25 protein-coding genes are annotated in these 23,702 nt (G+C 64.0%); 8 read left to right on the top strand and 17 right to left on the bottom strand.

What is annotated here, in order from left to right; translation table 11 throughout:
- Positions 1-21 precede the first annotated feature (21 nt).
- The 3 genes from L6637_RS35290 to L6637_RS35280 all read right to left on the bottom strand — a co-directional run bounded on the left by L6637_RS35290 (position 22) and on the right by L6637_RS35280 (position 2,242).
- Positions 22-1,014 (bottom strand): dienelactone hydrolase family protein, encoded by a 993-nt coding sequence (locus tag L6637_RS35290; protein WP_237873540.1) that lies wholly within the window; start codon positions 1,012-1,014, stop codon positions 22-24.
- A 71-nt stretch (positions 1,015-1,085) separates the two neighbouring features.
- The gene (locus L6637_RS35285) at positions 1,086-1,682 is read right to left on the bottom strand and encodes a hypothetical protein (RefSeq protein WP_237873538.1); all 597 of its coding nucleotides are present in this window, start codon (positions 1,680-1,682) and stop codon (positions 1,086-1,088) included.
- Between the two features lie 155 nt (positions 1,683-1,837).
- Positions 1,838-2,242: a DUF4260 domain-containing protein gene (locus tag L6637_RS35280; RefSeq protein ID WP_237861472.1), complete on the bottom strand. Its 405-nt coding sequence runs from the start codon at positions 2,240-2,242 to the stop codon at positions 1,838-1,840.
- A gap of 144 nt (positions 2,243-2,386) precedes the next feature.
- On the opposite strand from L6637_RS35280, the gene L6637_RS35275 reads away from it, so the two are divergent.
- Both L6637_RS35275 and L6637_RS35270 read left to right on the top strand, forming a co-directional pair.
- On the top strand, positions 2,387-3,919 hold the full coding sequence (locus L6637_RS35275; protein WP_237873537.1) for an acyl-CoA carboxylase subunit beta: 1,533 nt from the start codon (positions 2,387-2,389) through the stop codon (positions 3,917-3,919).
- 139 nt (positions 3,920-4,058) lie between these two features.
- Complete coding sequence (locus tag L6637_RS35270; RefSeq protein WP_237873535.1) at positions 4,059-4,406, top strand: hypothetical protein; 348 nt, start codon at positions 4,059-4,061, stop codon at positions 4,404-4,406.
- A 9-nt stretch (positions 4,407-4,415) separates the two neighbouring features.
- Here L6637_RS35270 and L6637_RS35265 read toward each other — a convergent pair whose 3' ends face one another.
- The 5 genes from L6637_RS35265 to L6637_RS35245 form a co-directional block, all read right to left on the bottom strand.
- The gene (locus L6637_RS35265) at positions 4,416-4,568 is read right to left on the bottom strand and encodes a hypothetical protein (RefSeq protein ID WP_237861476.1); all 153 of its coding nucleotides are present in this window, start codon (positions 4,566-4,568) and stop codon (positions 4,416-4,418) included.
- A 93-nt stretch (positions 4,569-4,661) separates the two neighbouring features.
- The gene (locus tag L6637_RS35260; protein ID WP_237873534.1) at positions 4,662-5,315 is read right to left on the bottom strand and encodes a glutathione S-transferase family protein; all 654 of its coding nucleotides are present in this window, start codon (positions 5,313-5,315) and stop codon (positions 4,662-4,664) included.
- A gap of 141 nt (positions 5,316-5,456) precedes the next feature.
- Positions 5,457-6,278: a DUF2182 domain-containing protein gene (locus L6637_RS35255; protein WP_237873533.1), complete on the bottom strand. Its 822-nt coding sequence runs from the start codon at positions 6,276-6,278 to the stop codon at positions 5,457-5,459.
- 51 nt (positions 6,279-6,329) lie between these two features.
- Positions 6,330-6,962, bottom strand: a complete 633-nt coding sequence (locus tag L6637_RS35250; RefSeq protein ID WP_237861479.1) for a DUF1326 domain-containing protein — start codon at positions 6,960-6,962, stop codon at positions 6,330-6,332.
- A 141-nt stretch (positions 6,963-7,103) separates the two neighbouring features.
- On the bottom strand, positions 7,104-9,062 hold the full coding sequence (locus L6637_RS35245) for an alpha/beta hydrolase domain-containing protein (RefSeq protein WP_237873532.1): 1,959 nt from the start codon (positions 9,060-9,062) through the stop codon (positions 7,104-7,106).
- Between the two features lie 260 nt (positions 9,063-9,322).
- On the opposite strand from L6637_RS35245, the gene L6637_RS35240 reads away from it, so the two are divergent.
- Positions 9,323-9,637, top strand: a complete 315-nt coding sequence (locus tag L6637_RS35240) for a twin-arginine translocation signal domain-containing protein (protein WP_237873530.1) — start codon at positions 9,323-9,325, stop codon at positions 9,635-9,637.
- Between the two features lie 120 nt (positions 9,638-9,757).
- Here L6637_RS35240 and L6637_RS35235 read toward each other — a convergent pair whose 3' ends face one another.
- The 3 genes from L6637_RS35235 to L6637_RS35225 form a co-directional block, all read right to left on the bottom strand.
- The gene (locus L6637_RS35235; protein ID WP_128966804.1) at positions 9,758-10,003 is read right to left on the bottom strand and encodes a GCG_CRPN prefix-to-repeats domain-containing protein; all 246 of its coding nucleotides are present in this window, start codon (positions 10,001-10,003) and stop codon (positions 9,758-9,760) included.
- Positions 10,004-10,206: 203 nt separating this feature from the next.
- Positions 10,207-11,217, bottom strand: coding sequence for an alpha/beta fold hydrolase (locus L6637_RS35230; protein ID WP_237873528.1), 1,011 nt, complete (start codon positions 11,215-11,217; stop codon positions 10,207-10,209).
- 123 nt (positions 11,218-11,340) lie between these two features.
- Positions 11,341-12,039: a winged helix-turn-helix domain-containing protein gene (locus L6637_RS35225; RefSeq protein WP_237861484.1), complete on the bottom strand. Its 699-nt coding sequence runs from the start codon at positions 12,037-12,039 to the stop codon at positions 11,341-11,343.
- 155 nt (positions 12,040-12,194) lie between these two features.
- Here L6637_RS35225 and L6637_RS35220 point away from each other — a divergent pair, with 155 nt between their 5' ends.
- Genes L6637_RS35220 through L6637_RS35210 form a run of 3 tightly spaced genes read left to right on the top strand, consistent with a single transcriptional unit; the run spans position 12,195 to position 13,739 of the window.
- Complete coding sequence (locus tag L6637_RS35220; RefSeq protein ID WP_237861485.1) at positions 12,195-12,503, top strand: NIPSNAP family protein; 309 nt, start codon at positions 12,195-12,197, stop codon at positions 12,501-12,503.
- A 24-nt stretch (positions 12,504-12,527) separates the two neighbouring features.
- A complete protein-coding gene (locus tag L6637_RS35215; protein WP_237861486.1) occupies positions 12,528-12,878 on the top strand; it encodes an antibiotic biosynthesis monooxygenase family protein in 351 nt (116 codons plus the stop codon).
- A gap of 51 nt (positions 12,879-12,929) precedes the next feature.
- Positions 12,930-13,739 (top strand): isocitrate lyase/PEP mutase family protein, encoded by an 810-nt coding sequence (locus tag L6637_RS35210; RefSeq protein ID WP_237873527.1) that lies wholly within the window; start codon positions 12,930-12,932, stop codon positions 13,737-13,739.
- A 63-nt stretch (positions 13,740-13,802) separates the two neighbouring features.
- On the opposite strand, the gene L6637_RS35205 is transcribed toward L6637_RS35210, so the two are convergent.
- Positions 13,803-14,228, bottom strand: a complete 426-nt coding sequence (locus tag L6637_RS35205) for a hypothetical protein (protein ID WP_237873525.1) — start codon at positions 14,226-14,228, stop codon at positions 13,803-13,805.
- A 168-nt stretch (positions 14,229-14,396) separates the two neighbouring features.
- On the opposite strand from L6637_RS35205, the gene L6637_RS35200 reads away from it, so the two are divergent.
- Positions 14,397-15,041: a trimeric intracellular cation channel family protein gene (locus tag L6637_RS35200; protein WP_237873523.1), complete on the top strand. Its 645-nt coding sequence runs from the start codon at positions 14,397-14,399 to the stop codon at positions 15,039-15,041.
- On the opposite strand, the gene L6637_RS35195 is transcribed toward L6637_RS35200, so the two are convergent.
- The gene (locus L6637_RS35195; RefSeq protein WP_237873522.1) at positions 15,042-16,253 is read right to left on the bottom strand and encodes a c-type cytochrome; all 1,212 of its coding nucleotides are present in this window, start codon (positions 16,251-16,253) and stop codon (positions 15,042-15,044) included.
- A gap of 282 nt (positions 16,254-16,535) precedes the next feature.
- Here L6637_RS35195 and L6637_RS35190 point away from each other — a divergent pair, with 282 nt between their 5' ends.
- The gene (locus L6637_RS35190; protein WP_237873519.1) at positions 16,536-20,027 is read left to right on the top strand and encodes an indolepyruvate ferredoxin oxidoreductase family protein; all 3,492 of its coding nucleotides are present in this window, start codon (positions 16,536-16,538) and stop codon (positions 20,025-20,027) included.
- Between the two features lie 140 nt (positions 20,028-20,167).
- Here the strand turns inward: L6637_RS35190 and L6637_RS35185 are convergent, their stop codons facing one another.
- From L6637_RS35185 to L6637_RS35170, 4 genes are read right to left on the bottom strand one after another with little or no spacing between them, the layout of a single operon-like run.
- Positions 20,168-20,983: a heavy metal-binding domain-containing protein gene (locus tag L6637_RS35185; protein WP_237861493.1), complete on the bottom strand. Its 816-nt coding sequence runs from the start codon at positions 20,981-20,983 to the stop codon at positions 20,168-20,170.
- Position 20,984: 1 nt separating this feature from the next.
- Entirely contained in the window at positions 20,985-21,908 is a 924-nt protein-coding gene (locus tag L6637_RS35180) for a heavy metal-binding domain-containing protein (protein WP_237873515.1), read from the bottom strand.
- A gap of 1 nt (position 21,909) precedes the next feature.
- The gene (locus L6637_RS35175) at positions 21,910-22,293 is read right to left on the bottom strand and encodes a hypothetical protein (protein ID WP_237873513.1); all 384 of its coding nucleotides are present in this window, start codon (positions 22,291-22,293) and stop codon (positions 21,910-21,912) included.
- Positions 22,290-23,531, bottom strand: coding sequence for a toxic anion resistance protein (locus L6637_RS35170; protein WP_237861496.1), 1,242 nt, complete (start codon positions 23,529-23,531; stop codon positions 22,290-22,292). The genes L6637_RS35175 and L6637_RS35170 overlap by 4 nt, the downstream gene beginning before the upstream one ends.
- Between the last annotated feature and the right edge of the window lie 171 nt (positions 23,532-23,702).

Below are 23,702 nucleotides of genomic sequence, written 5' to 3'. Positions count from 1 at the left end.
TTCGTCGTGACGGCGTCGGCTCTATCCCAGCTTGAACAGCGCCTGCAAAAACTCCACCACCGCTTTGCGCGATTCCGCGGCCGTTGTCGGATTGCCGCCGACATGCGGGTTGAGCTCGACGCAAGGGTCCTTGTAGGTGAAGGGCGCGTTGGTATCGCCGTTCATCAGCACGCCGCGGTCGCCTTCCTTGATATGGCAGTTGCGCACGGTCTGGGCGTTGGCCGACACCACGACCGAGTTGACGCCGAGCAGCCCGCTGTCAAAGCCGTGCGCGCTGTCGGGATATTCGGTCAGCACCACGTCGCGGCCCGCAGCTTTCAGCCGTTCGACAAAGGCCTTGCAACTTCTCACGGGGTTATAATCATCAGGCGTGCCGTGGAAGATGCGGATCGGGCGCGCGGCGACGTCGGTGTCCGTCCGATAGGTCGTCGAGCAGTCCGGATAGAACGGGATATAGGCCGCGAACTGCAGGCCAGACTTGTTCCAGAGCTTGTTGAAGCGGTCGAGGCTCGCATAGAGCGTCGCCTGTCCGCCGCGCGAAAAGCCCATCAGCACGATTCGATCAGGATCGACGCGGGGATGCTTCGCCAGGATCTCCAGCGAGCGGTAGATGTCGATAATCAGGTTGAGGCGGCCGAGCAGGGCCTGGTTCGGCCCCGTCACCGTCAGCCCTCGGCCGGTAAAGCCGTCGATCACGAAGGTCGAGATGCCCATGGCGTTGAATTCGTGCACCCAGGCTTCCGTAGTGGCTCCGACGCCGCTCGAGCCGTGTATCAGCACCACGACCGGCATCTTGCCGGTGCCCTGCGCCACGCGGAATTCACCGGCAACGGTTACCGGCTTGCCGGACGCTTCATCGCCGTTGAGGAATTGCTGGTCGGAGAGGGTGAGTGACGGGATCGGGAAGATCTCGGTCCGGGCTGGTGCTTCCTTGGGAAGCGATTGAGCGCCGGCGAACCCTGATGAAACGCAGAGCGCGACGAGTGTCACGGCGACGCGGAATGCCGTCGGCATTGAATCCTCCCCTTAGATTTTTGGGAAGTAGATCAACGCTCATCAGCGCTGTCAATTTGCGCGAAGCAGCCTCAGGCCTTGTCGGCCGGCTCTTTCGCCGTCAGCGCCTGGTCGATGGCGAAGCCGCCGATCTCGCTCATCGCCTGCGAGATCACGTCACCTTTGCGCTCAAAGCCCCGCGAGAGATAGTCGAACTGCGTCCGCGCCAGCCGCAGCACCTCGATCGGCACCGAGACCGCGGTCTCGTTGAAAGCGTCGACGGAGGCGCGCAAGGTTTCGAGCTCGGTGGTGAGCTTGCCGATGTGGCTTTCCGCATCCTGCATCAGGCTGAGCAGTTTGCCGCGCTCGGTGTCGAAGGCAGCGCGCTCGGCGGCCGCGGCTGCGGTCACCTCCGCAAGCTGCGCCCGCAGCGCGGCGATCTGGCCCACCATGGCGTCGGAGGCAAGCTCTGCGGCTTCGTGGCGTTCGGCGTTACGCGTGCTCTCTTCCTGCGCCTGGTGATAGAACCGTTCGGCCGACATCGCCCGCTGTGCCAGCGACTCGATCAGACTTGCCGCGCGCAGCAGCATCTGGCCGTTCCGCCCCGACACCATGCTGGCCATGCGCCGCAGGAAGTCGGTGGTCTCGGACGCGCTGTTCGGAGGCAGGGGAACGACTGTGGCGGACATGAGGTGATGCTTGCAGCCGGACGTGATGACCGCCGCCGTACCGACTGAGCTCACGCAACATTCGGCGCCTGATCGTAAGCAGGGAGCAAGCCTGAATCGGCAGGCCCGGTCAACCGACCTGAACGCGCAAATCGTCGGCATCCCGTCCTTTGGCGTCAAGCGTCCTTCTGCCGCCCGATCCGCCCCAGATGGGTGAAGCCGAAGCCAGCGGAATATTTCAGGCCGTAGCCCAGCGCCCGGTCGATACCGATATGGGCGAGCCAGATCAGGGCGATGGAGAGGGTGAGGGACGAGGCGAGGCCAAAACCCAGCGTCATCAGCGTCACCGGCGCCATGTAGCTGTGGGCGGCGTTGTAGACCAGCGCCCCGAACTTGGCGTCCGACAGGTATGCCAGGAAGCTCAGATCCGGGACCAGGAAGAGCAGGGCGTAGACCCACCAGGAGCCGCCCCAGGTCGCATAGAGCGCAGTCATGGCCGCGAACAGAGCAAGCCCCTCGAGCCGCAGCAGGATCCTGACGCCGCCGGTCACAGCGCCTGTTTCAACAGGTCTTTCGTCCATCCTGGCCTCCAGGGCAAAACCTTGTAATTCCTTGCGCTTTCACGCTACTTCAAGGCAGCCCTGCGGCGCCGAAAGCCGCTTCCCGGCTTGCAAAATGCCGTGTTAGAACCCGCTTCACTTAAGGCTTAAGAACTGGCGGAGCAAATGAAACATATCCTGGACGCCCTTGAAGACCGTCGTGCCGGCGCCAAGCTCGGTGGCGGGGAGAAGCGCATCGAGGCGCAGCACGCCCGCGGCAAGCTGACCGCGCGTGAGCGCATCGAGCTCCTGCTCGACAAGGGATCGTTCGAGGAGTTCGACATGTTCGTCGAGCACCGCTCCACCGAGTTCGGCATGGAGAAGAACAAGATCCCGGGCGACGGCGTCGTCACCGGCTGGGGCACGGTCAACGGCCGCAAGACCTTCGTCTTCGCCAAAGACTTCACGGTGTTCGGCGGTTCGCTCTCTGAAACGCATGCGCTGAAAATCACGAAACTTCAGGACATGGCGATGAAGGCGCGGGCGCCCATCATCGGCCTCTATGACGCGGGCGGCGCCCGCATCCAGGAAGGCGTCGCCGCGCTCGCCGGCTATTCCTACGTGTTCCGCCGCAACGTGCTCGCCTCGGGCGTGATCCCGCAGATCTCTGTCATCATGGGCCCCTGCGCCGGCGGCGACGTCTATTCTCCCGCCATGACCGACTTCATCTTCATGGTGAAGAACACCAGCTACATGTTCGTCACCGGCCCTGACGTCGTGAAGACCGTGACCAACGAGGTCGTCACCGCCGAAGAGCTCGGTGGTGCCTCGGTGCACGCCACGCGCTCCTCGATCGCGGACGGCGCCTTCGAGAACGACGTCGAGACGCTTCTGCAGATGCGTCGCCTGATCGACTTCCTGCCTGCTAATAACACCGACGGCGTGCCGGAATGGCCGAGCTTCGACGACACCGCCCGCATCGACATGTCCCTGGACACGCTGATCCCGGACAATCCGAACAAGCCCTACGACATGAAGGAGCTGATCCTGAAGGTCGTGGACGAGGGCGACTTCTTCGAGATCGCGGAAGCCTTCGCCAAGAACATCGTCACCGGCTTCGGCCGCATCGCGGGCCGCACCGTCGGCTTCGTCGCCAACCAGCCGATGGTGCTGGCCGGCGTGCTCGACAGCGACGCCTCGCGCAAGGCCGCGCGCTTCGTTCGTTTTTGTGATGCCTTCAACATCCCGATCGTCACCTTCGTCGACGTGCCGGGCTTCCTGCCAGGCACCGCGCAGGAATATGGCGGCCTGATCAAGCACGGCGCCAAGCTGCTGTTCGCGTACTCGCAGTGCACCGTGCCGCTGGTGACGATCATCACCCGCAAGGCCTATGGCGGCGCCTTCGACGTCATGGCGTCCAAGGAAATCGGCGCCGACATGAACTACGCCTGGCCGACCGCCCAGATCGCCGTGATGGGCGCCAAGGGTGCGGTCGAGATCATCTTCCGCAGCGACATCGGCGATCCCGACAAGATCGCCGCGCGCACCAAGGAATATGAGGACCGCTTCCTGTCACCCTTCATCGCCGCCGAGCGCGGCTACATCGACGACGTCATCATGCCGCATTCAACTCGTCGGCGGATTGCGAGGGCGCTGGCGATGCTGAAAGACAAGAAAGTGGAAGCGCCGGCGAAGAAGCACGACAATTTGCCGTTGTGAAAAATGAGTAGGGTGGGTTAGGCGAAGCCGTAACCCACCACCGGAACTGACCGTGCCGAGATTTTGGTGGGTTACGCCGAGCAGATGCGCTTCGCGCATCTGCAGGGCTTACCCACCCTGCAGATTCGATCAAAATCCCATGACCGAAGACGATCCGACCGACGAAATCTCCGACATCGAAGACCGGATCGAACGGCTCGCCGCGATCGCCGAGCGGTGCCGGAAAATCATTTTGGCGTCCAAGATCGCGATCGGCAGCGGTGCGGCGCTGCTGTTGGTGACTATCCTCGGACTGTTTGGTTTTGGTCTGACCGCCGCGCTCGGTTCGATCGCTCTGGTGCTTGGCGGCATCGTCTCGCTCGGCTCGAACATCAGCACGTTGCGGCAAACGGACAATGCGATCGGCGCTGCGGAAGCGCGCCGGTCGGCGCTCATCGGCAGCATCGATTTGCGCGTGGTCGCCGATACGCCGATGAAGCTCGTGTAGTGCGCTGCTTCATGCGGCGGCCTTGACGGTCAGAACCTGCAACTCCGCGCGGCATTCGGCGGCGAAGGCTTGCAGCCGTTCCGCAGTTTGCTGGTCGAGGATCGCCTTCGCCAGACGCTCGGCACGGGCTACTTGCTCTCTGAGATAGTCGATGCGGGCCATGTGTCACCTTCCGCCAGGGTAATTTGAAGCAAATTGCATCGTTCCAGTGGCCGTAAGCCTATGGCTAATACCGGGTTAACGATGTGCTGTGGGTCACATTCCGCGCGTCTTATCCGCCGCAGCAAAGTGCGCCATCTGATCGGCATGAGCCTTTGCGAAGGCCGGACGGCCGATCGCGCGCGCGACGTATGCGCGGCAGCCGGGACTGTCCGCCAGAGCGTCGAAACCATCGACGACGCGCAGCACGTCCGACATCAGGATATCGGCGACGGAGAAGGAGCCCGCCAGCCATTCACGGCCGGCCAGCACCGGCTCCAGATGCTTGAGGCGGAGCTTGAGGAAATCGTCCACGAATTTCCACGCTTGCGTGTCGCTCGGATGACCCATGAACTTCGACATGGCCCAGGGCAGGCCGGCCATCTCGACCGAATTGAGCGCGGCGAACACCCATTCCGTTGCTTCGCTGCGGCCGTGCGGATCTGATGGCATCAGCCTATCGCTGAGCCCGCCGAGATGCAGCAGGATCGCGCCGCTCTCGAAGATCGAGATGTCGCCATCGGTCAGCCACGGCACCTGGCCGAAGGGCTGGTGCGCAAGATGTTCTGCGCCGCGTCCGTCGAACGGCACGCTTGCGACGCGATAGGGCAGCGCGGCCTCTTCCAGCGCCCAGCGCACGCGAAGATCGCGCACGAAACCGCGCGGGGGCGGGGGAACCCAATCGAAGGTGGTGAGCGTGAGGGCGGGCATGCGATCTCTCCGTGTTGTCTCAAGCCTAGGACGGCTGGAGGCGACCCGTTCCGACAGCGGCAGGAAAGTTTTTCGCTGCAGTCCGCAGGTCGGTTTAGCCGGTCAACTCGCTCGCGGGCCGACCTTGCCGGTGCGACATTCTCACTGCAGTGAGAAAGCCAGCAGCCACGCGCCCGCGCCCACACAGGCAATGCCGGCAGCACGCGCGATCCATCGTCCGACTGGCGTCAGTTTCTCCAACAGGACAAGCAGGGCCAAAAGCGCGATCCAGAGCACGTTCATCACGCCGCCGATGAACAAAAGCGCCATCAAGAGCCAGCAGCAGCCGACGCAATAGCCTCCGTGCTGCAATCCCAGCAGAAGGCTGCCACGCGCGTGGCCGCGAAAGCCGCCGTGGCGCATCAGGAATAGAAGCGGCGACTGGCATTGGACGAGACAGGCGTCCTTGAGCGGTGTCCATTGATAGATGCCGACCGCAATCAGCACAAACGCCCCGAGCAGGTTATTGGCGAGCGTCATCCGGGAGTCCAGCATGGCCATCCGCTCGATCACCCATTGCAGAAAAGTTGCCGCCAGCGAAAAGCCGCTCCAGGCGAGGAGATAGCCCGCCGCAAACCAGCCCGTCGCGGCGAACGGCTTGCCCTGTGCCATCGCCTGTCGAGCCACACGGGCGTACATGAGGATCATGGGCGTTGCCGACGGTGCCATCATTCCGACCATCATGATGACCCACATCAGGAAGACGTAAGTAAACTCGATTACCCGCCACGGCTCATTGGCCGGGAGCATGATTCCGATTCCCGCCGGAATCATGCGAAAACCGGTCATGTCCATGCCGCCCATGTCCATGTCGTTTGCGAGCCAGAGCACATAACTCCATGCCAGCGCGACGACGCCGCCGATCGCGCCGCTGACAATCCAGCGATCGCGCCGCAGCACGGTTTCCAGGGCGCTGTCGGTCATTTGCGAAGCGTGTTACGGGCCTTCTCGCCAGCCGTCACGGCAGGGGCGGCATCAAGCCTGGTTCGACCACTGGATCGGCGCATAGAGGCCGTTCTTGCCCGAGTTGTCCCAGCGCATGCCGTGATCGCTGAACGTATTGCCGGGAGCGCCGACGGCCATCACCATTCTGTCGGGGCTCACCGGATGGCCGATGTTGGCCCAGATTTCTCCGCTCGGATGCATGGTCGGCAACGGATCGACGGACATGTGCAGAATTCCCGGGATTTCCGCCGACCGCGTCTTACCGTCGATCCGGAACGTGATCGGGACCTTGCTCACCCCGAGGTTCTTGCTGATCAGCGGCGTGAACGCGGCCATAGGACCACCGGCCGCGCCGCTGAAGATCGCAGCCAGGGCCTCGGTTTGCTGATCGTCTGCCCGCTGATCCACATAAGTGGCTTGCGACCAATCTCCGTCGGCCATGACGCCCGGCGCGTGGAGGATAACCAGCACGTTCAGTCCATCGAGCGCTGTGTCACCGTAGCGGCCACTCTCGACGTGGAAGATCAGCGGCACATTGCAGAAGCCCTCGGTCGGTCGTGCGGTCAGCGGGGGGCCGGCCGATACGAGACACGGACATACGATGCTGCAACTGCAATTTTCGAAATAGTCACCGACAAGGTGCCATGAGACCTGGTCCACCATCGCTCTCTCCCGCTAGGCCGAACCTGACAGATCGCTTTCGAATGAAACGACCTGTGGTGGAAGGCTACGCTTCGTGAGCAGGGTTCGCAAGGCGACGCACCGATCAAGCTGATGTGATGCCGAGGCCGGCGCACACGCCCGCTACGGCCCGAGCTTCGCCAGCTTGCCTTGTTTTGCGGCCTCAACCGCACGCTCCGTATCCTCCGGCAGCAGAGTCCGCTCCGCGACCTGCCGTGCGGCCTCGCGCTTCACCGCAGCCACATAGGCGCCGTCGTCTGCATATCGCTCCGCAATCGACAGCCTGGGGTCGTGCACCTCCTTCCGCGCCGCTTCCGTCGGTGCGAACGGCACCACCGCGCCTTGCAGCGGATAGAGCGCGGTCGGGCCGAAACCTTGCGCGCGCGGATTCCAGGCGGTGTAGGTCGCGCGCGGCACGGCCAGCGCAAGCTGGCGAATGCCTGCGATGGCCATGCCGTCATCATCCGCCTTCGGCACGAACACGGGATAGCGGCCGATCTCCTTGGGCGGCAGCACGCTCTGGTCGGAGAAGGCGGCCAGCGTGTGGATGCCGGCATAGGGAAGGCCGGGGATATCGGTCGGTACCGCGCCTTGCGCCGGCACAAGCGTGCCGTGGGCACGCATGGGAACGCGGCTTGCGGGCGGCCTGGTGCCGTCGCTGATCCAGGCGTTGAGGTCGGTGAGCAGCGCGCGCATCGGCATGCCCGCATGCATGGGATTCTGCGGCAGCGACATTGCCGGCAAGCCCTTCTTCATGACGTCAGCGGCTTCCGCGAAATGCGGCGTGCCCGTGATCATGTAGGCGCGGACGTTGTCCGGCAGGTCGATGTGATTGCCGGCGAGATCGGTGACCAGCAGCGAGGCATGCGAGGCCCACCATTCGTGCTCACTGTCGGTCTGCATCACCTTCGGGCAGGTCGCAGAGAGCGAGCATCGGCGGAGCAGGCCGTCGGTCTTGCCGGAATAGGGATCGCTGAGGCTTGCATAGGTGAAGGGGAAGAGATCGGCCTGCCACGCCGGATCCTGCATATGGCGCGGGTTGCGACCAGGTTGACCGAAGCGGACATTGGTCGCCATCCGCCGCGTGCCGGCGACGTGCGGCATCAATCCGTCGAACACCATCCGGCCCTGCAGATCCTCGTTGAAGCCGAGATAGAGGAAGTCTCGCAGGAAGCGGCCGGATTGCGAGACGCCAAAACCAATGGCGCGGCTGACCGAGGGATGCAGGCCTTCGATCAGCGGATTGGCTGGCGTCTCGTCGTGGCGGAGGAAGCTGACGACATCGCGCACGGCGGCAAAGCCCATGCCGAGCGGCACCGGATCGCGCGCGGTGTAGGTGATCTCGTAGAGCGCGCCGGCATCAAAGCCGTCGGGCCTGGTGATCTCCACGGTCGCGGGATCGACGAGTTTGGCAGAAAGGCCTGGTGGCGTCTGCCGCGGATCGGCCCAGGCCGCGCGCACGGTGACGTTGAGGTTGGCGGCGTCCGCCGCGGGCCAGGTCAGCTTTGCGCGTGCGGGACTTGTGGTGTTGTCGAAGATCACCTCTTCGCGTGCAGGGCCTGTGATGCTTTTGATCATCGGCGCGCTCATCGCGAGCTGCCCGGGCTTGGACGGGATGTCACCCTGCCAGCCGACCCAGACCATCGTATAGCCCTGGCGATGCAGGAAGCCGATGCCGGCATCCTCGGCCTTGTCGGCATTGTTGGCGCCGGGCTGGGCGGAATCGTCAAACAATTGCGGTGCGAGCTTGCGGCCGCGATTGGGCACATCCAGCAGCAGCGTGCCGTTGCCGTGGGTGGGATCGCTAGGCCTGAGGATCACGACATCGGCGGTGGCCTCGACCTTGCCGTCGGTATTGCGCGGGGCGAGCGCAAGATCGGTAATGACGGCGTTGCGCTCATCAGCCGGATTAAGCGCGAAGATCGCGCGCGCGGTGATGCGCTCATAGGTGCCGACATTGCCAAAGCTGCGCCCGGCAAAGGCTGGCACGCGTTCAATGATGTCGAAGCGGACGATCTCGGCGCGCGAGGCCGGGGGGAAGAGGCAAGCGATCCCGATGAGGCTCGTGACGATCCTGCGCATGGCGGCCCTTCCCTGATGTCGCGCGCTCATGTTTCGTCGCGCGGTCTTTTTGTTGCCGGCACTATATCAAGCTATGCTGCGGCCGAACAACAGGAGGAAATCCGATGCCCGCTGCCTACTTCGTCGGCCGCGCCATCATCACCGATGCCGAAAAACGCGCCGCCTTGCAACGAATCTGAACGCGCGATTCAGCGGCAGTTCATGTCGTCGCCGCGACACTTCCTCTGCATCACTCGATCGATGAATCAGAGGATTAGGTCATGGAGCGCCGGAACTTTTTGAAACTTGCATTCGGTGTCGCGGCAGGAGCTGCCGCGTTCGCCGCCGCCGCGCAGGCCGCGCCGCTGGCGCCGCAGGTGCTGGGAAATGGCAGCATGCCATCAGCCAATCCGGACGCTCATCCCGCCGTCACCACCAGCGAGGAATCTGCCCAGCTCAAGCCCGAGCAGGTGCGCTGGGGTCACGGCCACTGGCATCACCGTCACTGGGGCTGGCACCACCGGCACTGGGGTTGGCGTCACCGTCATTGGGGTTGGCGCCGTCGCTGGCATCGCCGCCACTGGCGTCACTGGTAACGTCCGCGCCTGGACTGAAAAAGGGGATCGCGATTGCGATCCCCTTTTGATTTGTCTGTGCGTCTCAAGAAAATGACCGCGCGAGCCAATGCCGCGCGGCCAATTCGCAAATGCGAGCGATCAGAACGGACGGCAGCGCCCGGCGTACCAGCGGAAGCCATAGGGGCACACGCGCGGACGCACGACGACGACGGGCGGGGCGACCACGACCGGGCCGGGAGCCACGACAACGGGACCGCGCATCGGACGGCAGCCCCCATAGGGGCCGCGGTACCAGCCCGGGCCGCAACCACCCGCGGCGCTCGCCGCTTCGCTGAAACCAACGACCGCGCTGGCGAGCATCACGGCGGCAAACAGATATTTCATTTGATCGTCCTTCTCGTTCTCGGAGGAAATTCTTGAGGCAGGCTCTAGGGATTGGCGCTTGCGGCGCACAATGAATCAAAAGACACGATTCGACACATTAAATTTGGACACGTGCCGACGCGTCGCGATCCAAACCTGCCAATCATGACCTGAATGCGGCATGAACATTTTCCCGTACGGCCTTACGCGACATGACATGGGCGCTAGCGGCCGAGAAAGCCAAGCACCAGCTCCTTGTACTTTTCGGGCGCCTCCAGGAAGACGAGATGTCCCGTGTCTGGGATCACCTCGGCGCGCGCATTCGGCATCTTCGCAGCAAACGCTTTTGCAAGCTCGGCGTTCTGCCCCATCTTTGCGCGCAACGCCTCCGGCGCATTCGGCCGGCCCGGCGCGTTGTGGTCGTCGGCGCCCATGATGAACAGCGTCGGCTCGGTGATCTCAGGAATCTCGTGTGCGACCGGCTCGCGATAGATCATCTGGCCGGATGAGACGAAGGCGCGCAGCCAGCGCGGATAGTCGGGGCTGCCTTTGATGTTGAAGCGGGCGTCGATGAAGGGCGTGATCGCCTCAGGCGGCAACTTGATCGCGTAATTGGTCTGGAGCTGTTTTCGGTAGCCGTCGGCGGTGAGCTTGTCCTCGGTCTCGATCATCTTCTCGGTCGGCGTCGGCGGCACGTAGAGACGGTAGTCTTCGAGGCCGATCGGTGCGGTCAGCACCAGATGGGCGATGCGATCAGGATAGGCGCGGGCGATGCGCACGCCCAGCATGCCACCGAGCGAATGCGCGACGATGTCGGCCTTGTCGATTTTGAGGTGGTCGAGCAGCGCGATGGTGTTGCGCGCCAGCGTGTCGAAATGCAGCTCGCCCACCGGCTTGGAGGATTTGCCGAAACCGATCTGGTCCGGCACCACCACACGATAGCCAGCCTCGTTGAGCATCTTGATGACAGGCGCCCAGTAGCTCGACGGGAAATTGCGCCCATGCAGCAGCACGACAGTGCGGCCGTTCGACTGAACCGGGGCGACGTCCATATAGGCCATGCTGAGCTGCTCGCCGTCATTGACGACAGGCAGCAGATGCACGGGATAGGGATAGGCAAAGCCTTCGAGCGCAATGCCGTAAGGCTCGCGTTGGGGCGTGTCGGCGGCGCGTGCGGTCGTGAGTGGGGAAATGAGGAGGGCTGCGGCGAGCGCGGCCGGGAGGATGCGGATCATAGGGACGTCTCTGACGGCGACGGGATGATCGTTCGCATAAGCGCGTTGATGGCCGGGTCAAGCCCGGCCATGACGACGGTGACAGTTCACACGCGATTGTGTGCCGTCACTCATCTCGCGTGATCAGTCCTTGCCGTTCCCGAACAGCGCCGCAAACTGCTTCTCGCCGGTGCGGGTGAAATTCACCACGCGGCTGCCGGGTGTTGTGTCGCGCGCGGCCCATTTCAGTTCCGCGAAGCGCTGCATCATGGCAGCCCCGAGTGTGCCGGCGAGATGGTGGCGCCGCTCGCTCCAGTCGAGGCAGGCCTTGCAGACCGGGCGGCGCGGATGGCTGAGCATGTCGGGCGAGATCTGCAAATTCTTGGCGAGGAAGCGCTCGCCCTCGGCCGTCAGCTCGATATCCTGCTTCTTCTGCTTCACCAGGTTTCGCGACCGAAGTGAGTCCAGCATCTGCACGCCGAGGTCGCCGGCGAGGTGGTCGTAACAGATCCGCGCCCGGCGCAGCGCCGGATCCTTCGGCCCGGTGCGCACACGCATATGGCCGGTGCGTGCCGCAAGGCCGGCGAGGCCTTCGAGCACGCCGGCGACGTCGTCGTCGGTGAGGCGATAGTAGCGGTGGCGGCCCTGCTTCTCCGGCTCGACCAGCCCGCCGGCCTCGAGTTTTGCCAGATGCGAGCTCGCGGTCTGCGGCGTGATGCCGGCCTCTTGCGCCAGCTCGCTCGCCGTGAGCGCGCGTCCGTTCATCAGCGCCGTGAGCATGTTGGCGCGGGCGGGGTCGCCGACCAGCGAGGCGACCATGGCGATGTCGGGTCCTGATTTCATGCTTCGATGGTAGCCGAAGCATTGTGGTCGGGCAAGCCAGTACTCTCTCACCACATCGTCATTGCGAGCGCAGCGAAGCAATCCAGGATGCTTCAGCGGCGACGGTGTTGCTCGCGCTTTTCGCGATGGCCGAGAAAACGTCAGGAGAGCCCAACATGTCCGTCACCGTCTTCATCCGCTACCAGCTCGATCCGTTCAAACGCGCGCAGTTCGAGGAGTATTCGAAGCGCTGGCTCAGCATCATTCCGAAATGCGGCGGCGACCTGATCGGCTATTTCATGCCGCATGAGGGCACCAACAACATCGCCTTCGCGCTGATCACCTTCGAGAGTCTTGCCGCCTACGAGGCCTATCGCGCGCGGCTGCGGCAGGACGCCGAAGGCATGGCGAATTTCCATTTCGCCGAGGACAATAAATTCATCCTTGCGGAAGAGCGCACCTTCCTGCGCAAGGTGGTAGTCTAGGCCATCAACGCGAAGGAGATGCCCATGATCGCTGTGATCTTCGAGGTCTGGCCCAAGCCGGACCATCGCCAGGACTATTTCGACCTCGCGGCCGATCTGAAGCCGATCTTGCAAACCATCGACGGTTTCATTTCGGTCGAGCGGTTCGAGAGCCTCACCGAGAAGGGCAAGGTGCTGTCGCTGTCATTCTGGCGGGACGAGGCCGCGGTGCAAGCCTGGCGCAACACGATGGAGCACCGCCGCACGCAAGCCAAGGGCAGGGCAAAGATCTTTGCGGACTATCACCTGCGTATCGCCAGCGTAATCAGGGACTACGGCATGACCGATCGCGCGCAGGCGCCGAAGGACAGCCGCGCCGTGCACGATGCGCACTAGCGCGTTTCAATAAGCGTGCCTATCTCTGCGCGGCCAACAAGGGAGAGAAACATGCACGTGACAACCGCTGACAAGCGCGCGACGTTCAGGAAGCTGCACGAGAGCGGATGCTTCATCCTGCCCAATCCGGTCGATGTCGGCGGCGCCAAGGCGTTGCAGCATCTCGGTTTCAAGGCGATCGCCTCGTCGAGCGCGGGCTTTGCCTGGACCATCGGCAAGGCCGACAACCGCGTCACGGTCGAGGATGTCTGTCAGCATCTGGCAGCATTGAGCTCGTCCGTCGATATTCCCGTGAACGCGGATTTCGAGGGCGGATTTGCGGTCGAGCCGGACAGGGTCGCGGATAATGTCGAGCGCGGCGTGCGCACCGGCGTCGCGGGCCTGTCGATCGAGGATTCCACCGGCGACAAGGACAAGCCGCTCTACGATCGCGCGCTTGCGGTCGAGCGCATCAAGTCCTCGCGCAAGGCGATCGGCGACAGCAACACGCTGCTGGTCGGTCGCTGCGAGGCTTATCTGTGGGGCATCACCGATCTCAAGCTCGTCATCGACCGGCTCACCGCTTACGCGGATGCCGGTGCCGATTGCCTCTACGCGCCGGGCCTGAAGACGCGTGAGGACATCGCCGCGGTGGTGAAGGCCGTTGCACCCAAGCCGTTCAATTTGCTGATCGGCGGCTCCGGCCTGTCGTTGAAGGAAGCCGAAGATCTCGGCGTGCGCCGCATCAGCGTCGGCGGCTCGCTCGCCCGCGCCGCCTGGGGCGGCTTCATGCGCGCGGCGAAGGAGATGGCGGAGAAGGGTACGTTTGGCGAACTCGCGAGCGGTTATTCCGGCGGCGAGCTCAACAAGATGTTCAGCTAGCGCCATAAGACAACAGCGGCGGGAGTTTTCGATCCCGCCGCTGTTGCACGTCGTTGCAAATCGTTACTTGGCGCCGTCAGACGGCGTCTTCGTGTCCGGCGCCGGCTTGGCCGCAGGCGTATCCGCCGGAGCGGCCGGCTTGGCCGGCGCGGCACCCGTGGTCACGCCCGGCGCAGTGTTGTTGCGCGGCGTCACGTCACGCATGCCGGGAGGTGCGGCGGGGTTAGCCGGGGCCGTCTGCTGCGCGGTCTGTGTCGCAGGCGTATTGCTCGCCTGGTTGCCGGTACTGGTGTTGTTCAAGCCATAGAACACGGCGCCCAGCACCAGGGCGATAGCCACCGCGAACAGCGCGATCTTGCCGCTGGAGGCGGGGCCTTCGCCGAGCTCTGGATCAGCCTGGAGGTCGGCATCCCGGCGCGTCGCCCGAAGATACTCATCGTCGGCGAGGTTCGGGCGGTACGGATCGTTGGGAAAACGGTCGTCAGCCATCGATTGGGTCTCCTCGTTTATTGCGGCGTGACAACCCGGAAATCCAAGATTCTGTTCCGCGTTCTCCGATACTTTCGTCGCATGTTGCCCCCGCGCCGGGAATCGGGAACCTGTTCCGCGGGGAACCAAAGACGTAAGTTCCGCGGCCGGGGATGAGGGAACAAAGCGATGTGGAGCCTGCCACCGAGCGATAGCGTGCTGCATTTCCTCTCTCTGGTTGCGGTTGCCGCGCAAGGCATGACGGCCGCACTCGCCGCCGGCCGTCGCAGCATGGATTGGCTAGGGGTCTGCTTCCTCGGCTGCATCACCGCGCTCGGCGGCGGCACGCTGCGCGATCTCTTTCTCGGGCACTATCCGCTGGCCTGGGTGCAGAACCCGATCTATCTCGCGCTCGCCGGCGGCGCGGCCTTCCTCACAATCTTGTTCGCGCGTCTCGTGCACCGGCTGAAGCTTGCCTTCATCGTGCTCGATGCCATCGGCCTCGTCGTCTTCACCATGACCGGCTGCGACATCGCCTGGCAGATGGATGCATCGCTGCCGATCGTGATCGTCTCCGGCATGGTGACGGGCTGTGCCGGCGGCGTGCTCCGCGACGTGCTCTGCAACGACGTGCCGCTGCTGTTTCGCTCCGAGCTCTACGCCAGCGTCTCGGTGGTGACTGGCTTGTTCTATGCCACCGCGTTCGGGCTCAAGCCCAACGCGGAGCTCTGGACCATCCTGACCTTCGCCCTCGGCATCAGTTTTCGTCTCCTCGCCGTGCGCTACAAGTGGGAGATGCCGAAATTCGTGTTCACGGGAGACGAGGAGAAGTAGCTACGGCTCTTGCCCGCGCGCCTTTGCTACCTGCGCCGGCGTCACCAGTGGGCCGGCATTGCCCCAGGAATTGCGGATGTAGTTCGTCACCGCCGCGATCTCCTCGTCCGACAATTGCTTGGCATAGCCCGGCATCTCGCCGGTGTTCGGCGCGCGCGGCGTCGTCACGGTGTGCGCGCCGTCGAGGATGACGCGCAAGGTCGACGACGGATTGATCGATTGCAGCAGCGCATTGCCCGGCAACGGCGGATAGATTCGCGGCGCACCGGAGCCGTCGGCTTCATGGCAGGCGATGCAGAATTTGGCGTAGACGGCCTGGCCGGCTTTCATCTCGGCCTCATCGGGCGGCGTCACCTTCGGCTCGCGCCGCACCGGCGGCAGGTCTTTCAGATACGTCGCGATCGCGCGCACATCTGCATCGCTCATCTTCGAGGTCGAGCCGACGATCACCTCGGCCATGGGGCCGCCGGCATGACTTTTGGCGTTGCGGCCGCTCTGCAGATATTCGGTAATGTCGTCCGCGCTCCACGACTGCAACCCCGTGCGCGTGGCGCCATCGAGCCGCGGCGCGTACCAGCCGCCGAGTTGGCTGCCGGCCAGCGCCTGCGCGGTCTTGTCTGCGCCAAAATAGTTCTTCGGCGTGTGGCAGGCACCGCAATGGCCGGGGCCGGTGACGAGATAGCCGCCCCTGTTCCACGCAGCGCTCTTGCTCTGGTCCGGTTCGAACAGGCCGGGCGTGAAGAACAGCAAATTCCAGCCGCGCATCAGGAAGCGATAGTTGAGCGGCCAGTGCAGCTCCGGCGGCTTGTTGCGGCTGGTTACAGGCGCGAGGGTGCCGAGATAGGCACGGATCGCCAGCGTGTCGTCCTTGGTCATGCGCGTGAAGTAGGGGTAGGGAAACGCCGGATAATACAGCGAGCCGTCCGGCGCGGTGCCATAGCGCAGGGCGCGGGTGAAATCGGCGTCCTGCCAGGCGCCGATGCCGGTGTCGCGATCCGGGGTCAGGTTCGGCGCATAGATCGCACCGAAAGGTGTGTCGATGCGCTTGCCCCCGGCGAACGGCTTGGCGGGATCGGCGGTGTGGCAGCCCGCGCAGTCGCCGGCCTCGACCAGCGTCTTGCCATAGGCGATCAGCTCGGGCGACGGCTCGGCGGCGAGGGCGGCCTTCGTAACCGCACTGCACAACAGTGCAATAGCCAGAATCGTCCGCATCGAATGCCTTCTCCTGCGCCCCTCAATCGACAGCCGGATCATAACGGCGTCATGTCGTTTCGCGACAGCGGGGGTATGGTGACACAAACTGAAAATCGCCAATGCCTTTCCGGCCACGAAATTGCGTTTTTTTCCTGCCGCCACGGATGGGCCAGATTTGTGATGCGCCGGGTTAAATATCCGACATAGAGTGGCAGAGGTGGTCGGCGTGCCCTAGCTAAAAGCAATGGGCAGGCAACGGCTTAAGCAGCCAAACGCTCATAAGGGCGGAAGAGGACAAGAATGGGCATCAACCAGGGTCCGATCAGTCTCGATCAAAAATACACCCAGGACACCGGCCATATCTTCACGACGGGCATCCAGGCCCTGGTCCGTCTGCCCATGGCACAGATTCGCCGCGACCGCGCCGCCGGCCTGAACACCGCCGGCTTCATCTCCGGCTACCGCGGCTCGCCCCTCGGCGGCTACGACCAGCAGCTTTTCGCCGCGCGGAAGCACCTCGAGCAGTACAACATCAAATTCCAGCCCGGCGTGAACGAGGATTTGGCGGCGACCGCCGTCTGGGGCTCGCAGCAGCTCAACCTCTCGCCCGGCGCCAAATATGATGGTGTGGTCGGCATCTGGTACGGCAAAGGCCCCGGCGTCGACCGCTGCGGCGACGTCTTCCGCCACGGCAACGCCGCCGGCTCCGCCAAGAACGGCGGCGTACTCTGCCTTGCCGGTGACGACCACGGCGCCAAATCCTCCACCGTCCCGCATCAGTCCGACCATGCCTTCATCTCGGCGCTGATGCCCTATCTCTATCCCTCGAGCATCCACGAGATGATCGAGATGGGCCTGCTCGGCATCGCGATGTCGCGCTATTCCGGCTGCTGGGTCGGGATGAAGGTGATCACCGAGACGGTGGAGACCACGGCCGAGATCGACCTCACCGACGAGATGAAGCCCTTCATTATCCCGCCCGATTTCGAGCTACCGCCCGGCGGCCTCAATCTGCGCTGGCCTGACGACCGGTTCGAGCAGGACCGCCGCCTGCAGGACTACAAGGGCTTTGCCGCGATCGCCTTTGCCCGCGCCAACAAGGTCAACCGCGTCACCATGGATTCGCCGAACGCCCGTTTCGGCATCATGGCCTCGGGCAAGAGCTACGAGGATGTCCGCCAGGCGCTGCGCGAGCTCGGCATCACGGAAGAGGTCGCCGCCAGAATCGGCCTTCGCCTCTACAAGATTGGCATGCCCTGGCCGCTGGAGCCGGAAGGCGTACGGCAGTTTGCCGTCGGCCTCGAGGAAATCTTCATCGTCGAGGAGCGCCGCGAGATCGTCGAGAACCAGGTCAAGCAGGAGCTGTTCAACTGGCGCGATGACGTTCGCCCGCGCATCGTCGGCAAGATGGACGAGCACGACAAGCGCTTCCTGACCTTCGCCGCCGAGCTCAGCGTTGCCTCGCTCGCGACCTCGCTCACCGAACGCCTGCTTCGACTTAACCTCAACCCCGAGATTGCGGAGATGCTCCGCGCCAAGGCCGACTGGTTCAACGGTCGGCAGGCGTCGCAGATGATCCCCACGGCGCCAGTTTCTCGTACCCCTTACTTCTGCTCCGGCTGCCCCCACAACACCTCCACGAAAGTCCCCGAAGGCAGCCGCGCGCTCGCCGGCATCGGCTGCCATTTCATGGCGCTGTGGATGGATCGCTCGACCGAAACGTTCACGCATATGGGCGGCGAGGGTGTGCCATGGGTCGGCATCGCGCCCTTCACCGACGAGAACCACATTTTCGCAAACCTCGGCGACGGCACCTATTTCCACTCGGGCCTGCTCGCTATCCGCCAGGCAGTCGCGTCCAAGACCAACATTACCTACAAGATCCTCTACAACGACGCCGTCGCCATGACCGGCGGCCAGCGTCACGACGGCGATCTCTCGCCGCAGCAGATCACCTTCCAGCTCCACGCCGAAGGCATCCGCGAGATCTATCTGGTCTCGGAGACGCCCGACGCCTATCCGGCCGACACCATCGCGCCCGGCGTGAAGAAGTATCATCGCGACGAACTCGACAACGTCATGAAGATGTGCCGGGAGTACAAGGGCACGTCGGCGATCGTGTTCGTGCAGACCTGCGCCGCCGAGAAGCGCCGCCGCCGCAAGCGCGGCCTGATGGAGGATCCGGCGCGCCGCGTCATGATCAACCCGGCCGTCTGCGAAGGCTGCGGCGACTGCTCGGTGCAGTCGAACTGCATCTCGGTCGAGCCTCTGGAGACCGAGTTCGGCCGCAAGCGCGCCATCAACCAGTCGTCGTGCAACAAGGACTATTCCTGTCTGAAGGGCTTTTGCCCATCCTTCGTCACCGTCGACGGTGGCAAGCCGCGTCACCGCGCGCCGGCGGAGCTCGCTGACATCGGTGCGCTGCCCGAGCCGACCTCGAAGCCGACGCTCGACAAGCCCTACAACATCGCCGTCGGCGGTGTCGGCGGCACCGGCGTGCTCACCATCGGCGCGCTGCTCGGCATGGCCGCGCACATCGAGGGCAAGGCCTCGATGATCCTCGACATGTCCGGCCTCGCGCAGAAGGGCGGCGCGGTGCTCAGCCACGTCCGCCTGTCGGATCATACGGCCGAGGTGACCTGCTCGCGCATCGTCACCGGCACGGCCGATCTCGTGCTCGCCGCCGACGAGGTGGTCGCGGTCGCCAAGGACACGATCTCGCTCTGCGACTCGAGCCGTACCCGCGGCATCATCAACAGCCACGTCATCCCCACCGCCGATTTCGTCCTCAACCGCGACTTCAACTTCCAGACCCGCAAGCTCAACGGCCTGCTGGAGACGGCACTGCACAAGGACTCAGTCTTCTTCGATTTCACCAAGCCGGCCGAGCAGCTGCTCGGTGACAGCATTGCCACCAACATGATGATGATGGGCTATGCCTATCAGAAGGGCCTGTTCCCGTTGTCGGCTGAATCGATCGAGCAGGCGATCGAGGTCAACGGCGTCTCGATCAAGATGAACAAGGAGGCCTTCCGCCTCGGTCGCCTTGCGGTGGCAGACCCCGCGCGCCTCGCCGAGATGCTGAAGGGAACGGACGAGGTTGCAGCACCCAAGTCGCTGGACGCCATGACGCTCGACGAGATCATCGAGCACCGCGCCAAGCATCTCACCGCCTATCAGAACGGCCGCCTGGCCAAGCGCTATCGCAAGCTGGTCGACCAGGTCCGCGACGCCGCGGTCAAGGGCGGCTACGGCGATGCGCTGCCGCGCGCGGTCGCGATCAATTACGCAAAACTGCTCGCCTACAAGGACGAGTACGAGGTCGCGCGCCTGTTCTCCGACGGCGCGTTCGAGCAGCAGCTCCGCGATCAGTTCGAAGGCGACTACGTCTTCAGCTTCAATCTCGCTCCGCCGATCCTCAGCCGCGGCGTCGACGCGCTCGGCCGTCCGAAGAAGCGCGCCTTCGGCCCGTGGATGCTGAAGGCGTTCCGTACGCTGGCGAAGTTCAAGTTCCTGCGCGGCACGCCCTTCGACATCTTTGGCCGCAGCGCCGACCGCAAGCTCGAGCGCGATCTGATCGTCGGCTACGAGAAGGACGTCGCCACCGTGCTCGGCCTGCTGTCACCCGTCACGGTTGACACTGCTGTCGAACTCCTCTCGCTGCCCGACCGCATCCGCGGCTACGGCCCGGTGAAGGAGAAGGCGGTGGCGGATGCCAAGGCCCGCTACGCCCAGCTCGCTGCCGATCTGGCGAGCCCTCCGCCTGCGCCGAGACAAATCGCTGCCGAATAGGACGGTCTCGTAGGGTGGGCAAAGGCGCACTTGCGCCGTGCCCACGATCTTGGTCAGAGTCATATTGAAAGACGTGGGCACGCTTCGCTTTGCCCACCCTACGGATCGGCGTTCCGATATCGCGTGCGACCGATCGCGCCCTAGTCGTTCACCGACAGCACCATCATCGGATCGGCGATCTTCTCCGGCGCGATTTCCTGGTCGAGCGGCAGCACGGCGGTTCCGATCGCAAAGAACTCGATCACATGGGTCTGCCAGCCATGGCTGCCTTCGTGGATATCGACCCCGACGACGCCTTCGGCATGAGCCGCCTCGGCCTCGTACTGCATCCGGTCGATGGCAATCTCCCGCGCCTCGTACATGGCCGAGGTATAGTTCTCGAGCTCGACGTTTTGCCCGATGCTGCCAAGGCCCGCCAGAATGCCGCGATGGGCGACGTGATAGACGCAGCTTCCCATCACCATCTCGACCGGACGATAGCCGGAATGCAGCAGCGACCAGAAATCCTGCCCCGACAGGTCGGAGGTGAAGGGGCCGCCGTCATGGGCGCGGAATCCGGGATGGCCTTCGCCATGCACGACGCCGGTGCCGATGGCGATGAACTCGAGCAGATGTTCGTCCCACTCCAGCCGCTTGATCGTCAGCTTCACGCCGACGATGCCGTCTGCCCCCATGGCGGTGGCTTCTGCCCGCATTCGGCTCATTGCCAGCTCGCGCGCGTGATACATCGCCTTGGAGAGGACATCGAGCTCCTGGTTCTTGCTCCAGCTGCGGTACTGAATGCCGACATGGTAGACGCAGCTGCCAACGCACAAGCCGATCGGCTCGAAGCCGGCCTTGCGCACCAGCAAGAACTCATTGACCGAAAAATCGGAGGTGAACACGCCGGTCGAATGCGCCGAGCTGCGCAAACCCTTGAGGCGGTCCCTGGCGTGCGCCGGCATCTCGTCGGTCATGTCAAATGGCTCCCTCGGACTCATTGGACTGGTAGGATTGGTGATGTGGCGTAGTGCCGACCAATGGCGTGCGGCCGTCATGCATGTCCACGACCATGCGCACCTCATGAAGAATCGTGGCACCGCGCCTGGCGTCGACGGTCGTCGCCACGACGATGTGGCGGGCGAGATACTGCTTTCGATCGTTCTGGCCTTCGCGCTCGAACATCTCGCTGAAATTGAGATGCGCCAGCACGCCGTTGCCCTGGGGGCGCGCATTGGTTCGCAGCTCCTGATGAGCCCGCTGGCGAACGTGCTGCCAGAGCTCGCTCAGCCGCGTGGACTCGATGTTGCCCGCCCACGTCAGATTCGTGTTGTTGAGCCAGTCGTTGAGCCATTCATAGTAGGCGCCGATCGCGAGGCCCGTCGGCACCACGTCGGCTTCGAGCAACTTGACGAACTCGAGGGCAGGGACGGTGGCGACGATCGGGTCATCGCTTGGCGGCAATCCCTCGACGCGGACCGCGGTGCCAGTCAGGGTGAAATCCATGCTGTTGTCTATGCCGAGCGGGATCGTCCGCATCTTGACATCGAGAACTGCGTTGGCGCCGGCGGTCCATGCCTCTTCCTTCAACCGGCGCAGGGCCGTGTGCCAGCCCTCGGCGTGACCCTCGGTCCACGACCAGCCGTAATGCAGCCAGCAGGTCGCCGAGATCGCCGCGATCGGGCGCAACCCATGTGATCGCGCGATCAACAGCTCGGCCGGCGTCAGCGTGGCGGTCCAGGGCCGGCGTCCGCTGCGTACGCCCTCCAGCCGCTCCTTGATGACCTTCGGCACCTCGCGCCTTTGCAGGGAGTCCTGGATGTCGGCGATGCGTTCGTCGTGGGCGGCACGCCGGGCGAGGGTCTCGGCATCCGGCTGCTTGAAGATGTCGAAAATGCCCATCTCAGCCCGCCATGAAATCGCCGAGCGATCCGCTCAGAGCCCGCGCGTAGTCGCTGGCCTTCCGGGTTTCCTCGGCCAGCCGCGCGAACCATTCGGCGGGGTCGACGCTCTTGGTGTTGAGCACGACGCCGTGAACCACCATGGCGATGCTAGCCTTGAGCCGGCCGCCGTCGATCTCCAGGTTGTATCGCTTTTCGCCGAGCTCGACCGAGACGCCCCTGGTCTTCACACTGCGCGAAAAAAGCCCACGGCTTTCGTGGACTGTCACAAGTTCTGGCAGGGCTTCCTTGAGCCTGAGTGCGAAGGCGCGGAGATTGCTCTCGGCGTCCGACTTGAACCTGCGCAGCCACGCGGCCTGGATGTCGAAATTGAGGTTGTCGGTCACCGCTGCACCGCCGCGGCGTTGACGCCCTGCATGCCCTGCACCAGGCGGTCGCGGATCGCCGTCAGCTTGGCCTCGCGTTCGCGGTCGCCCGAGGCGACCTCGCGCTCGATCGCGATGACCTCGTGCATGGTCTGGATCGCCTCGTCCGCGACCTGCGCCAGCACGTCGATGTTGCGCTGATCGCCACCCAGGCTGCGGGCGGCGCTGGTCGCCGCGTCATGCGCGCCCTTCGAGGCCAGGATGGTGATTTGCCGTGCCGCTTCATCCAGCTTCTCGGATTCGGAAGCGGCCCTCGCAATATCGACTTGCACCACCGCCTGGCTTGCCACCGCCATCAGGCGCGGGATCACCACCAGCATCCCGTTCGATATCTTCATGAGCCGGGTCTCGGCGGCTTTCTTGTTCTGTCCGATGATCGGGATCAACATCGCGGATGCCACGAGATTTTCCCGCATCTCGGCGATCTTGCCGCGGAAGTTCGCGACCGCCGAACGAAACTCCATCACGTCGGCGGCATCAGTCGCATCGCCGGTTCCGACCGCATGCTGCCGCAGCGTTTCCAGCTCGGCCTGACCGCGGTCGAGCGCGAGTTGGCCGGCTGCGATCTCGATCTTCAGGTCGTTGAGACTTTGCCGCACTGCCAGCGCCTGCTGGTCGAGCAGCTGGACTGCAATCGTCAGGTCCGCCTTGGTCTTGCGCGCCTTGGCCTGTTCGGCATCCATCAAGTCGAGGAACTTCTTGCGGTTCTCCAGGAAGCCGCTGAACGCAGTGCGAGCATCGGCTACGGCGCCGATCAATTTGCCGAGCAGCCCTTTGCGTGTGACCGGCTGATCACCTCTTGCTTCGGCTTGTAGGTCCTGGATCCGCAGGATGTTCACGCCGTCAATCACACTCGCGGCAATTCGTCCGACCTCGCCGGCATCCTCGAGCCGGACGCCCGTCAACAATTGCCGCGATGTCTGGGCGATGGCGGCGAGTGCTCCATCGCCGTGCGCCAATAGGGTGGTGGTGTTCCGGAAATCCACCTTCGCGGCCGAGGTTTGGGCGGCCGTCAAATCCGCGGCGCTGAGATTGGCGATCTCGACAAGCCGTTCAGGCGCCGGTTCCGGCATCAACCGCGGGTCCGTCGTGGTCAAAGGCTGCGGGACTGGGGCGACGGCCGGCACCTGTCCCGGCGATGAGTCGAGATTGTCAAAGACGGAGAGATCGAGAGGCGCGGCTGGCTTGCTATCGGGCATTCTTAGTTCCACCGATCGCTCCGTGTCTCCCGGCCAGGCGAACGGAGCGGCTTCTGACGCTGCAACATAAACGTGTCGTGGGCGGCCGTATAGCGCCCAAGGATAGGGGTTCCGACCGGCCGCTGAACATGCTTGCTCGTCAGTTAGCGTCTTCCGAGCAGATTCGTTTGA

This window comes from Bradyrhizobium zhengyangense (assembly GCF_022012435.1).
GTDB classification, from domain to species: Bacteria; Pseudomonadota; Alphaproteobacteria; order Rhizobiales; family Xanthobacteraceae; genus Bradyrhizobium; species Bradyrhizobium zhengyangense.
The sequence above is the reverse complement of the archived record's forward strand: the minus strand, read 5'-3'. Positions and strand labels throughout refer to the sequence as shown.